The organism is Nostoc sp. T09 (assembly GCF_002154695.1).
Taxonomy (GTDB): domain Bacteria; phylum Cyanobacteriota; class Cyanobacteriia; order Cyanobacteriales; family Nostocaceae; genus Aulosira.
The window spans coordinates 67,619-80,295 of sequence record NZ_MTAV01000002.1; the positions used below are offsets into that span (position 1 = coordinate 67,619).

General features: G+C 41.3%; 10 protein-coding genes. 4 read left to right on the forward strand and 6 right to left on the reverse strand.

The features are described from left to right. Positions 1-5: 5 nt before the first annotated feature. Positions 6-2,003: a caspase family protein gene (locus tag BV372_RS00740; protein ID WP_086681730.1), complete on the reverse strand. Its 1,998-nt coding sequence runs from the start codon at positions 2,001-2,003 to the stop codon at positions 6-8. A 197-nt stretch (positions 2,004-2,200) separates the two neighbouring features. On the opposite strand from BV372_RS00740, the gene BV372_RS00745 reads away from it, so the two are divergent. From BV372_RS00745 to BV372_RS00755, 3 genes are all read left to right on the forward strand, one after another. Then, positions 2,201-2,770: a hypothetical protein gene (locus tag BV372_RS00745; protein WP_256973047.1), complete on the forward strand. Its 570-nt coding sequence runs from the start codon at positions 2,201-2,203 to the stop codon at positions 2,768-2,770. A gap of 198 nt (positions 2,771-2,968) precedes the next feature. After that, positions 2,969-3,145, forward strand: a complete 177-nt coding sequence (rpmF, locus tag BV372_RS00750) for a 50S ribosomal protein L32 (RefSeq protein WP_086681732.1) — start codon at positions 2,969-2,971, stop codon at positions 3,143-3,145. Between the two features lie 333 nt (positions 3,146-3,478). Beyond that, a complete protein-coding gene (locus BV372_RS00755; protein ID WP_086681734.1) occupies positions 3,479-4,072 on the forward strand; it encodes a sulfite oxidase-like oxidoreductase in 594 nt (197 codons plus the stop codon). Between the two features lie 109 nt (positions 4,073-4,181). Here the strand turns inward: BV372_RS00755 and BV372_RS00760 are convergent, their stop codons facing one another. The 3 genes from BV372_RS00760 to BV372_RS00770 form a co-directional block, all read right to left on the reverse strand. Then, positions 4,182-5,564: an aldehyde dehydrogenase gene (locus tag BV372_RS00760; RefSeq protein ID WP_086681736.1), complete on the reverse strand. Its 1,383-nt coding sequence runs from the start codon at positions 5,562-5,564 to the stop codon at positions 4,182-4,184. A 137-nt stretch (positions 5,565-5,701) separates the two neighbouring features. After that, positions 5,702-6,847 (reverse strand): hybrid sensor histidine kinase/response regulator, encoded by a 1,146-nt coding sequence (locus BV372_RS00765; RefSeq protein ID WP_086681739.1) that lies wholly within the window; start codon positions 6,845-6,847, stop codon positions 5,702-5,704. A gap of 365 nt (positions 6,848-7,212) precedes the next feature. Next, complete coding sequence (locus BV372_RS00770; RefSeq protein ID WP_086682446.1) at positions 7,213-7,443, reverse strand: hypothetical protein; 231 nt, start codon at positions 7,441-7,443, stop codon at positions 7,213-7,215. Between the two features lie 355 nt (positions 7,444-7,798). On the opposite strand from BV372_RS00770, the gene BV372_RS00775 reads away from it, so the two are divergent. Then, the gene (locus BV372_RS00775; RefSeq protein WP_256973048.1) at positions 7,799-9,886 is read left to right on the forward strand and encodes an NACHT domain-containing NTPase; all 2,088 of its coding nucleotides are present in this window, start codon (positions 7,799-7,801) and stop codon (positions 9,884-9,886) included. A gap of 115 nt (positions 9,887-10,001) precedes the next feature. Here BV372_RS00775 and BV372_RS00780 read toward each other — a convergent pair whose 3' ends face one another. Continuing rightward, a complete protein-coding gene (locus BV372_RS00780) occupies positions 10,002-10,955 on the reverse strand; it encodes a transposase (protein WP_086681745.1) in 954 nt (317 codons plus the stop codon). Positions 10,956-10,958: 3 nt separating this feature from the next. After that, positions 10,959-12,674 carry an urease subunit alpha gene (gene ureC / locus BV372_RS00785; RefSeq protein ID WP_086681748.1) on the reverse strand — a complete coding sequence of 572 codons (1,716 nt, stop codon included), beginning with the start codon at positions 12,672-12,674 and terminating at the stop codon, positions 10,959-10,961. Positions 12,675-12,677: the final 3 nt, after the last annotated feature.

Sequence of the window (12,677 nt, forward strand, 5' to 3'; positions counted from 1 at the left end):
ATTGACTAATTTTTAATCCGCCTCACCTGCCATTTTTGGATAGCTTCTTGAGCATCTTCATAAGCAGATGTCATTTCTGGTACTAAGGCCGCAGTTTCAATTGCTGCATTGAGTTCCCCTTGGACAGCGCGATTCTTCGCCATCTCCAAAATTTTGTCACTCCATTTATTAATTGATTTTTGTGCTGTATCGAAACCTGGTTGACCTGGTGGGACTTTCTTGGCAACTTCAATAGCACGATTATATGTAGATGCTTGTCCAGGCTTAATTAAGCCATTTGCTGCATCTAAAAGAGTTTTGTTACTAACATACTGTTTGGACTCTAGTCGCCATTGGTTAATCAAAGCTTGTGCTTTGGGATAAAGTGATTCGTCTTTGGTAATTAATTGCGCCGCAGCCACCGCACTAGCATACTGTCGTTGCTGAGCACGACCTTCTGCCAAATCTAAAATCATCCGGCTCCAGATTTTAATATCCTCTTGAGCTTGTTCGTAAAGCGGTTCACCAGATTGAATTTTGCGAGCCGTTGCGATCGCCAAGCTTAAATCACTAGCCTGAGTTTCCCTGAGCGACATTTTCGCTAGATCTAAAACTGCTTTATTCCGCTTTTGTGACTCGGAATTGAAGGCTGTTGGCGAGTTTGATGGTTTGGTGGGTTGAGTTGGTGTAGTGGAATTAGAGACAGAGCGAGCATTTGGCAAATTCTTGAGGTCTTTTGCCTCATTAGCAGCAGTATTAGGCGATGTCCTGAATACTTCGGCACCTCTAAATCGTGTCTGATTGCGGAGAAAAACTACTGCGACTAAACCTACTATTAATAAGCTGCCTCCCACCCACCATAAAAATTGTTTCCAAAATGGAGTATTTACCTGATTTACAGGCGCTTGGGAGATAAAAGGTGGGGAAGACTCAGGAATAGACCGTCCCCCAGCATTCACCTCTTGAGCAGGTGGGAGCATTTGGGGTTGCTGTTTGAAATTCTGATCTGGATTAAGAAGTGCTGGGGAGACTACATTGCCAGCTGAGCCTTGGACTTGCTGACTCTCCAATTTCTCGCTGACTGCTGTAAATTTTGGAGACTTCCCTTGCTTGGATCTTCGGCTAACGGTAGTTTCCACCCCTTGAAGTTCTCTAGGTGTAGCCGTTGTTTGTAACTTCTCTGAAGTTTTAGCGGAATTTGCGGCAAGCGAGGGTGCTGCACGTGCAACCGCAAAGGATTCTTCTGGAAAAATAACAGATTCTACTTCACTTTTAGCCGGTGTACTATTGCTTCTCAATCGCGGCAGAATAATTTGCTGCTTAGATGGGATAACAGCGATCGGGTTTTGTGTAGGTCGCCAATGATGTTGACACAATTTTGGCGTGAGAATGCTCAGGTAGCTTTCTAAATCCACTAAGCTACTGCCACGACCGGAACCTAAAGCTTCTAGTAACGCTGCTGTGAACAATCCGTGACCTAGTTCACTGCTTTCGTGGGAGAATTGCTCTGGTTGGCAAGAAAGAATAGTTGCCAGTTGTAGTTCTTGGGCCAGTTCTACCGTTTCTTGCCCAACAGGAGCATCCGCTTGAGTGCCGAAAGCGCGGTTGATATCCAGCAGTAGCAAAACATTCAGCCCAGTAAGTTGCAGACTTTGCATTAGCGATCGCAGTTCTATGCCAGTCTCCTGCACGAGATCGGGGTTACCCTCCACTGGCATTAAGTAATCTTGTCCTTTGTAGTTGATGCCATAACCGCTAAAGAACAACCACAGATGGTCTTGTGGTTGCCAATATGATGCTGCTAAATCCTCTAATAACAGGAAGATATTTTCCCTTGTCGGATAGGTGGATCTATCTCTAAGCGGCACAGAAGTATCTGTCATCAGCAGGCAGTGTTGGGGTATAAAACCTGCCTCTGTAGCCAAAAAGTCGTTGAGCGCCTCGGCATCAGCTTGGGCGCAACTTAAAGGTTGAAATAAATGATATTGATTGATGCCAATAGTAATCGCCCAGTAATTTGCCATCCCCTCTTTGTCGCTTATTGTTTGCTTGCCTAAAATTGCGGTTGGCTTTGCTGAAAAAACAAAGTTAACCTATGTCTTATAGTCTAGGAGATTCCTATCAGACTCAAAATAATATGTAATTTTTATTACATAGTTTAGTCAGTAAATACTTTCACTCAATTTAAATTAGAGATTGTTCACTAAGGAGCTACAAGGTCATGAGTAGAAGAGTTGCTCATCAACCATCATCGATCATTCCCTTTTCAGTTATTAGCCAATTTGCCAGAAAAATCCGGATAGTTCCGATAGCAGTTTTGCTATTCTCTGCTGTTCCTGTGTGGTTTGTGTGTGAAGCGATCGCCCCTCAGATTGTAAGGGCTTACACCGCTAGAGTTGATCTTGCGATTGATCGCTTGCCAGAAGAAAATTACGAAACCATACTCAGAAGGGCAGAAGCGGCAGCCAGAGCAGCTGCTCAACGAAGCTTCGATCAAGATATTTTAGTGACAGATGTTTCAGTAATTGTATCCGTACAAAGTCAGGGAGCGATCGCACCAGTTTTGGCTTTAGATGTTAGTCGTCCGCAATGGCGAACTCGTCCCGATCCCCAGCGTTGGGCAACTTACTTTAAAACAGCGCGATCTCTACTGTGGTTTGAACAAAATTCCACAGCATCCAATACAGGACAAAATTCTGTACCTCCCAATCCCGGACAAAATCCTGTACCTCCCAATCCCGAACAAAATCCTGCAACCCCCAATCCCGGACAACCAGCCACTACCAAATAGCCATTGAAGAAGATGCAGGGAAACGAGGACACAGACACACACAGAAGGAGAATTTCTTCGAGTCTACCCTTGTTTGCATCTTCTTGGTTCACACTTTCTTGTTATCTCCTTGTCTCAATTACCAACTGAGTTCTTGTTGCCAGTGTCAATGGATGGCTTAGAATAAAAAGGTTGTCAAGAATTGCGATATCCGCTATCATGGCTGTTCCTAAGAAGAAAACATCTAAGTCTAAACGAGATAAACGCCGAGCTACCTGGAGACATAAAGCTGCTGTTGAAGCTCAAAAAGCTCTTTCTCTAGGCAAGTCGATTTTGACTGGACGCTCTACATTTGTCTACCCAGCTGCTGAAGAAGAGGAAGCAGAAGAATCATAATTCTCTAGTCACGAAAAGCACGAATAGCGCTGTTATATAAGCGCTTTATCGTTGCTTTTCTGATTGCATTATGACTAACTAAGTAGTTTACAAAAGCCCATTTTGTTAATAATAAATTGGTAATAAGTAATTAGTCGCATCCCATTAAATATTACTCATGACTGATGCTCCAATAATTTATTAACAGTAAGGTAGCTTTAGTAATTCTTGACTATTTAGTATTCAGCACAATTATTATTTTGTCTCCTATTGAGGGTAGCCTAAATCCTCAAATCCTCAGACAATTATCTCAAGAGAACAAATTAACTTGAAAAAACCAATTTTTCTACAAGTATGTTAGGAAAATTTTTTCAGAAACCAGACAAGGAAGAGAGCGAACGTGTCCCTCCTGGTCAACACTTGGCTAAAGGCTTCCCAGTCTTAACTTATGGTGCAACTCCGCAAATAAGCACAGAAGAATGGGAATTTCGGGTATGGGGTTCGGCAAAACCTGCCACTTTTACCTGGGCAGACTTTATGGCATTACCCCAATCTGAATTTACAGCGGATTTCCACTGTGTAACGCGCTGGTCTAAGCTTGATGTTAAGTGGACTGGCATTAAAGTAGCAGACTTCATGAGTTTGATTGAGGTAGATCCAGAAGCAGTTCATATTATGGAACACTGCTATGGTGGCTACACTACCAATATCTCAATGGAAGACTTTCTGCGTGAAGAAAACTTCTTTGCCTTTCAACTATTTGGTGAGCCTTTACCAGCAGAACATGGTGGACCTATGCGGCTAGTTGTCCCCCATCTCTACGCTTGGAAAAGTGCCAAATGGATCAATGGTTTAGAATTTCTTAATCGTGAGGAACTTGGTTTTTGGGAGCGTAATGGCTACCATCGCCGTGGTGAACCTTGGGCGGAAGAACGTTATAGCTACTAACAATTAATTACTAATTCGTAATTCGTAATTCGTAATTAAAAAGAAGGTTTAAGCTTATTGCCCTTAGGCTGGAAGTCTATAGCTGTACAAAGCCTACCTTTGCAGGCTACTAACCAAGAAGTCGCTTGAGAAAAGCTAATTTTCCTTGATAAGGAGCGTAACGCCATTTTAAGTCTAATAAGAAAGAGTTTTGCAAGACACTTTTGCTGTGGGAAAAAGTATCAAAACTAGCTTTACCGTGATAGCTGCCAATACCACTATCACCTACACCACCAAATGGTAAAGATGAAACACCACACTGCATCACTGTATCGTTGATACAAACTCCACCAGATGAAGTTTCTTGTAAAACTAGCTTTTGTAGGTTTTTATTTTGAGTAAATAAGTATAAAGCCAGGGGTTTTGGTCGAGAATTAATTAAGGCGATCGCTTCTGTAATGTCAGTATATTCAATTATTGGCAGAATCGGTCCAAAAATCTCCTCCTGCATGATCGCAGTATCCAAGGAGATGTTATCAATCACGGTTGGGGAAATATAACGCTGCTCAGGATTAGTTTCACCGCCAATGATAACTTCACCATTGTTGAGCAGGTTCGCTAATCTATCAAAGTGTTTTTGAGAGATAATCCTGGCATAATCAGGACTACTAGCAGGGCTATCACCATAAAATTCTTTAATGCATTTTCTCAGACCATCTACTAGATTTGTTTTAATTTTTTTATCAACTAAAATATAGTCAGGGGCAATACAAGTTTGTCCAGCATTCAGAAATTTGCCCCAAGTAATTCGCTTTACGGCGTGCTCTAGATTAATTTCAGTATCTACAATACAAGGACTTTTACCACCTAATTCCAAAGTAACTGGTGTGAGGTATTTTGCCGCTGCTTCCATGACAATTTTCCCGACATTGGTACCACCAGTAAAAAAGATATAGTCAAATTTTTCTGCTAATAGCTTTTGGCTGGTTTCTACACCACCTTCTACCAAGGCAATATATGCTGGGTCAAAATATTTAGCAATCATCTCAGCCAGCAGACTAGACGTATGAGGCGCAAGTTCTGAAGGTTTGAGAATTGTACAATTGCCTGCGGCGATCGCACCAATTAATGGTGAGATAATTAAGTTAAATGGATAATTCCAAGCACCAATAATTAAAGCAACTCCTAAAGGTTCAGGATAAATTCTTGCTGAGTATTGAAAAAAGTCAATGGTAACTGGGGCTTTTTTGGGTTTCGTCCAATTTTTGATATTTTTGATGGCGTAATCAATTTCCTTAATTACAAAAATCTCTGTAGCGTAAGTTTCAAATTCTGGTTTATGTAAATCTGCTCTCAATGCCTGAACAATAGCTTGTTCATTCTCTAGAATTGCCTGCTTAAGAATTTTTAGTTGTGCAATCCGAAAAGCAATGTCTTTAGTCTTACAAGTCTGAAAAAATTCACGCTGTTTGCGAATAATATCAGCAGGAGAAAAGGATAATTCAGTAATCATATTTTTTCTTACTAAAATAGCTCATTTTATCAGAATGAATGTTTGATGTTCTGCTTAGGGTTTTTGGTGTAAGACAAAGTTTATGTTCACTTACAGTGTAATTGTCATCAATTTAAGCAGTCTAAATCATCATTGTTTTATGATTTAACAGGCAGCATGACAATAAATACACTACCTTTACCAAACTCAGATTTGACGAGGATAGTACCTTCATGAGCCTCGACAATTCGACGGGAAAGGTAAAGTCCTAAGCCACTACCAGAACTCTTGTGGCTTCCTTGGCGAAATCGTTCAAACAAAGTGGCTTGTTCTTCGTCTGGAATACCGGGGCCTGTGTCTTCTACCTCAATGATAATGTAGTCACTAGCGGCGGAATTTTCGGAAGTGTTAGATTCATAACTTTTGCCGCTCTCAAGTGTAGAAGAGAGGCGGACATTTACTGAGCCAGAATCAGTAAATTTAATTGCATTACCTATAAGGTTAGTAAATAAGCGATGCAATTCCAAGCGATCGCCCATTATGTTACTAATGTTGGTCTCATCTGCAACTACCAAATTCATTGATAGTGATTTTGCTTCAGCTAAAGGCATCAATTCTCCTACCACTTCATCTAGTAGTTGGCGGAGATTCACTGGTTGAAACGCCAAGGTTTTGCGACCAGCTTCAAAGCGGTAGACTTCCAATAAGGTATTTACCATCGCAAGCAAGTTAGTATTGCTACGTGCCATGATCGCAATCACCTCCTGTATTTGCGGAGATAAAGCTCCCAAAGCACCTTCCTGAAACAGCATCAGTACGCGATCGGCTGCTACTAGGGGGGTGCGTAAGTCGTGGGTGAGGCGGGAGACAAAATCTTCTCGCTGACGAGCAATTTCATCACGTTCATCGATACTGTGTTTTAACCGTAAGAGCGATCGCACCCGCGCTAGCAATTCATCCACTGTTACAGGCTTACGGATAAAATCATCAGCACCTAAATCTAATCCTTTAGCAACATTGGGTGCATCGTGAGCAGTAATCAGCAGAATCGGGATAAATTGCTGCATTGAAGCATTGCTACGAATACGCCTAGTAACTTCGTAACCATCCATTCCTGGCATCATCAAATCCAGCAACACCAAGTCACAAGGAGAGGCTTCTAGTTGTGCTAATGCCGAAGCCCCGTTTTCTGCTGTGCTAATTGTGTAGCCTTCTTCCTCCAAGATAGTTTTGATTAAAAACACATTATCTGGAGAATCATCTACAACCAAAATTTTGTCAGAGCGAGAAGTTTGCGAATTCATGTAGCGATCGGGTATAGGTAAAATTTAATTTTTGTAATCTTAGCTGTAATTATATGAATCTTAGGTAACCTCCCTTGACTAAATATTATTTACCTAAAAACTTAAATCAATTGTTGAGTTTTATATTAATTTCAATTTGCTAATTTTTATTAGCAAAATAATTACTAATTAATTGAATCATGATTGGTTAATTTTTAAAACTAAATTGCTATCAATTCGATATATCGTAAGCAAGAGGTAGTAGTTTTAATAAGCAAATGCACAGAGATAGTAGCTTTCCCCAGTTCGAGGTAGAGCATAGACACAGATTTAGCGTATCTGCTAAAGGAAATTTTTATACTGTGTCATGCCCTCGTTATTTGATACTAACCACTAATTCCTGAATTATTCTCTTGTGTTGACTCTGGTAGATATTTTAGAGGTGTTTTGAGCAAAACCCAATCGAGATAGAGTGCGAGAATCTGCATTTTCAGGAATTGGTTCAAGCGTTGGCAGTTGTTATCCTTCAAAACCCAAGCCCAGAATTTTTCTAGCAGTAGCCCCAGGATAATTTCCACAGACTTGTTGAGAACTAGGGGAATTAGTGTTTCGAGCATTGCGATTACCTCAATAAGCATTAGTGCATTACACCTTTTTAAAATCGCTCTAATCTCGTAATCGCAAGGCTTTCTTGGCGTGTAAGTTATGTACGCGCTATGGGTGATTTTTGTTCTACGCCGTTAAAATTAGTAAAAACTGATTCATCACAATATGGTCGAGCGATCACTTCAGCTTTCTGATCAAGGGGTCAAATTAGCTAAAAAGGCTTTAATTGGTAGATCTTTAACGCAACAGCAATTAGCAACAGCTTTAATGGTTACCCGTCAGCCAATCAATAAGTTTTTTAACAAGAAACCTGTTGATCGCAGTTTGTTTCTACGAATCTGTGAGTTTTTGAAGTTGGAATGGCAAATGGTTGCGGTAGATAATGACGAGCCTGTTAAAGTAGCTAGCCAAGAAACAACTTCAGATATAGATGCTCTAGTTCAAGAAATCCGCGAACAGGTTCAACCGAGCATTAAACAAAAGTATGGAACTATGAAGGTGCTAGATATGCCTCAGCCAATAGAGTTAACTGGCGAACGGGGTATTTATACCAACGTCAACATTTTAGAGAAAATCATCGGACGCAGGCGATTGGATATCTCTGAACTGTTGCAAAACTCTGACCCAGATCACTTTGATCGCTTTGGTCTTAACAGAGTTAAAGAGAATCGAGTACCAGGAATAGAAGCAGTGCAGCGCCATCACAAACTGATGGTGTTAGGTAAACCAGGCGCAGGAAAGACTACATTTTTGAAGTATCTGGCTATGCAATGTATTGAGGGGCAGTATTTGACAAATCGAGTTCCTTTGTTTATTACGCTTAAGGATTTTGCAGAAGCGCCCAAACAACCAGATGTATTGGAATATATTGCTCAAAAATTTACACTTTGTGGAGTACAGGATGCCAGCGTTCAAGCAGAGCAACTGTTAAGACAGGGTAGGTTATTGCTTTTACTTGATGGTTTGGATGAAGTCCAGAAAGAAGATACAAAGCGTGTTGTACGGCAAATTAGAGATATTTCCGATCATTTTCATACTAATCAATTTGTTATTACCTGTCGGATAGCTGCGAAAGAATACACGTTTGTAAGTTTTACAGAGGTGGAGGTGGCTGATTTTAACAAAGAACAGATTACCATATTTGCCGAAAACTGGTTCCGATTAAGTAACCCAAACGAAGCAAAACGATTCATTTGGAAATTGGAACATAACAAGCGAATTCAAGAACTGGCAACCAGTCCATTACTGCTAACTTTGCTCTGTCTAGTATTTGCAGAGAAAAGAGATTTTCCTAAGAAGCGTTCCAAACTTTATCAAGAGGGCTTGAGAATATTACTAAAAAAATGGGATGCAAAAATTTTCCATGAACGAGATCATGTATATAAAAACTTGTCAGTGCAACTTAAGGAAGACTTACTCAGTCAAATTGCTTTGGCTACATTTGAACATCAGAACTATTTTTTTGAGCAAGCAAAAGTTGAGGCTTACATTACTGAGTTTTTCCATAAGTTACACAAGCATAATCCAGATACAGAAATTTTACATTTTGACAGCGAAGCTATTTTAAAATCTATTGAAGCTCAACATGGGTTACTCGTGGAACGTGCTAATGGAATTTATTCTTTTTCTCATTTGACTTTTCAGGAGTATTTCGCTGCTAAAGAAATTGTTGCTACTTCAAACTATGCAATTTTATTTCAATGTATCACAGATAAAAGATGGCGAGAGGTGTTTTTGCTAACCGTAGGCATTACGTCTACGGCGAATGATTTGGTGCATCTGATGAAACAAAAGATTGATAATTTATTTGCAGAGGATAAGAAATTACAGGGTTTTTTAGAATGGCTTTCTAAAAAAGCGAATTCTGTTGAGCTATCATATAAACCTGTTGCGGTGAGAGCATTTTATTTCGTCTTAGCTTATAGAATGATTTTTTCCAGTGCATCAGCTTATACTAGAACTCGTGAGATTTCATTCTCCTTTGCTTATGCTCTTGACACATCTGTTAACAGTGATGCCATTGATTTTGATGTTGATCTTGCTCTTGCACATGCTCATGATCAAGCCTGCGGTAACCACTTACTCACTGCCGAAGATCTAAACTTTGACTTTAACCGCCCTTCTATCTTCGGGATCGATTCTGAATTACACAACAACTTAGAAAAACTCAGAAAAAAGTTACCTATTACTTCACCTGAATGTTTTAAAATTTGGTGGTTAGGTAATGGAAAAAATTGGGCTGAACAACTAAGAAAAGTAATTATTGGGCATCGCAATATTGGACATGACTGGCAATTAAACGATTTACAAGTTCAACTCTTAAAAGATTATTACTATGCTAATGATCTACTAATAGAATGCTTGCATAGGAATTATCACATAAGCGATGAAGTAAGACAAGGAATTGAAGATTCTTTACTACTACCTATGAGTGAACTAAAAAATAAAAATTAGGAATTCGGGAGAGTGAAGATATACCCTATCCAGAAGCTATACTGTTCAAAAATTAATTGTGATTCATCTGTAGATGGAATTGCGATCGCACTCCCATCAAAAAATAGGCGATCACTCATTCTCCAGAAGTAAGATTATCTAAGAGTTGCTGAAATTCGGCTGTCGAAGGAATTGCGATCGCTCTTTTATGAAGTGTTTTCAGTACCGATGGTTCTTCTATGCCATTGATAGCTTCTACAATAGCAGTTGGTACTTCTCCAAACCGCGTCTCTAGAACGTCAATCACGCTTTCTCTAGCAGTTTCAATAATCCCTTCTTCTTTTGCTAGCCTTTCAATACTAGTTACGTACCGCATTCTATTTGTCTCCTCGTAATTTCTCACTACTGTTTTGAAACTACTTGCCAATTCTTTTGGCAAAACCATCACCCAGTCGATAAACCGAAATAATTCTTGAATATCTTGTCGGCTATATCCCCTTTCAAAAAGACTTCTGACTAGGCTTAGTTTCCACTGTAGCCGACTTTCTGGGTTTCGTTGCGTCGCTTTGGTTTTGAGATGCGCCATCACAATTATCCCGAAGGGGTTGGTTGTTTGCTCTAGGGTTTCCCATGTTTGTTCATAGTCCAATAACTTCCCTATGGGAAACTCTAAGCTGACGCGACATCCCCCCAGTTGATAGCCGTAGCTTGAAGGTCGCCAATTGGCTTGTTCATCGGCTAATACAGCTAAGCTGATGACTCGCTTTTTATGGCGGTCAAACAAGCGGTAATTGTAGGTGTACATCCGTTCGGCAAATTGGCTGTCATATTGTCCTTGGACTTCTACGTGAACCAATACCCAAGCTTCTTCGCCGTCCAGTAGCCAAACCTTAGCGACTTTATCAACAAAACGCCGCCCAATTTCTGCATCTGGTTCTAGCTGTTGCAGTTCTGTGTCGAGAAATTCATAGGGTCGCGTCCAGTCGATCGCGTCGTAAGCTTGGGTGAAAAAGAATTCCAAAAAGCGGGGAAAATATAGCTCAATGATTTCTTTCCAAGGACTATCGTAATCGGTAGATTGCTCGGTCATGCACTAAAACAAAAAGTATCTTTGAGCCATTGGTAAAATTGTCGCAGGTTCACAAATCAACAATTCGCCATCAGCCCTGACTTCATAGGTTTCTGGATCTACTTCAATATGAGGTAGTGCATCATTCAGCTTCAAATCCCGCTTACTCAATTGGCGTGTCCCAGAAACTGCAACGGCCGATTTTTGCAAACCTAACTGGCTGGGAATCTCCCTTTCTAACGCGGCTTGGGAAACAAAAGTTAATGATGTGGCGTGACGCGCCCCACCAAAGCTGCCAAACATCGGTCGCATATGCACTGGTTGCGGTGTGGGAATGCTGGCGTTAGCATCGCCCATTTGCGACCATGCAATCATTCCGCCTTTAATTACTATCTCTGGCTTCACGCCAAAAAATGCTGGTCGCCACAAACACAAATCTGCAAGTTTTCCCTCTTCCACTGACCCTACATACTGGGCTATTCCGTGGGTAATGGCTGGGTTAATGGTGTACTTGGCAACATACCTTTTTGCCCGAAAATTATCTGCTCTTTGCTCTTGAGCTTGTGGGTTAAGGATTCCACGTTGCACCTTCATTTTATGAGATGTCTGCCAGGTGCGAATTATTACTTCCCCTACTCGCCCCATTGCTTGGGAGTCGGAAGAAATCATGCTAAACGCGCCTAAGTCGTGCAAAATATCTTCGGCGGCGATGGTTTCTCTACGGATGCGGGATTCGGCAAAGGCGACATCTTCCGCGATCGCTGGATCGAGGTGATGACATACCATCAACATATCCAGGTGTTCGTCTAAGGTGTTGAGGGTGTAAGGACGTGTGGGGTTGGTGGAAGATGGGAGAACATTAGCCTCGCCACAAACTTTGATAATATCTGGCGCGTGTCCACCACCTGCGCCTTCGGTGTGGTATGTGTGGATGGCACGATTCTTAAAAGCTGCGATCGTATCTTCGACAAATCCGGCTTCGTTGAGGGTGTCAGTGTGAATTGCCACTTGTACATCATACTCATCGGCGACGCTGAGGCAAGTATCAATGGCTGCGGGTGTGGTTCCCCAATCTTCATGCAGCTTTAACCCCATTGCACCAGCCGCAACTTGTTCAACAAGTCCTTGAGGTTGGCTGGCGTTACCTTTGCCTAAAAATCCTAAGTTGACGGGAAAAGCATCAGCGGCTTGCAACATCCGATACATATTCCAAGGGCCTGGGGTGCAGGTGGTAGCGTTCGTACCTGTAGCTGGCCCAGTACCACCGCCAATCATCGTGGTAATTCCGGAGGCGATCGCAACTTCAATTTGTTGGGGACAAATAAAATGGATATGGGAATCCACACCCCCAGCCGTGAGAATCATCCCTTCCCCAGCTAAAGCTTCAGTTCCAGGGCCAATAATAATATCTACATTATTTTGAATATAAGGATTGCCGGCTTTACCAATTTTAAAAATCTTGCCGTCTTTAATACCAATATCAGCTTTAACTACACCCCACCAATCGAGAATTAACGCATTTGTAATTACTAAATCAACTGCACCATCAGCGTTAGAAATAGGGGATTGTCCCATCCCATCGCGGATGACTTTACCACCACCAAATTTCACTTCATCGCCGTAGGTCGTGAAGTCTTGTTCTACTTCAATAAATAATTCTGTATCAGCAAGTCGGACGCGATCGCCTACTGTCGGACCATAGGTTTCCGCATAAGCACGGCGATCCATACGATAACTCATAAT